Origin of the sequence: Carnobacterium sp. 1290_CSPC (assembly GCF_001053265.1) — a bacterium.
Taxonomy (GTDB): domain Bacteria; phylum Bacillota; class Bacilli; order Lactobacillales; family Aerococcaceae; genus Aerococcus; species Aerococcus urinaeequi.
On the sequence record NZ_JVVG01000121.1, the window covers coordinates 1 to 462 of the forward strand.

The 462-nt window shown below is 38.1% G+C and carries 1 protein-coding gene; it reads left to right on the plus strand.

Features of this window, described 5'->3' with window-relative positions:
- A partial coding sequence (locus tag AC973_RS09415) for a zinc ribbon domain-containing protein (RefSeq protein ID WP_048729947.1) occupies positions 1–307 on the plus strand: 307 nt, incomplete at its 5' end.
- Positions 308–462 lie beyond the last annotated feature (155 nt).

Consider the following 462-nt stretch of genomic DNA (forward strand, 5'->3'; position numbering starts at 1 on the left):
ACGGTATGAACACCATTCTTGGCGATTCTTCGATTTTGAAGAAAAGTTAATGTATAAAGCTTTAGAAAGTGGTTCGCAAGTTTTAAAAGTATCCGCACAATTTACGTCCCAACGTTGTCCGAAATGCGAATCAATTGATAAAGCTAATAGACAACAAGGTAAGCACTTGTTTACTTGTCAGAATTGTGGGTATCAATCAAATGATGACCGTGTGGCAGCTATCAATATTCAAGAATTGGGTCACCGATATCTGTCGAGTGAGAAAAACCCGCGGTTTGAAAAAGTTGTGCCAATACAAAATTATTAAACGTAAAACAATATTCGGTAAGTGTCTACAGACCGCTTACTGATGGGGTGCCAGTCAACCATCCCTTAGTGTCTTTAAACGGTTGGAGATATTATATCGTTTGTACAACCACCATGTTTAGGACAAACTCTCTGTTTTAACAGAGAGTAGTTGAT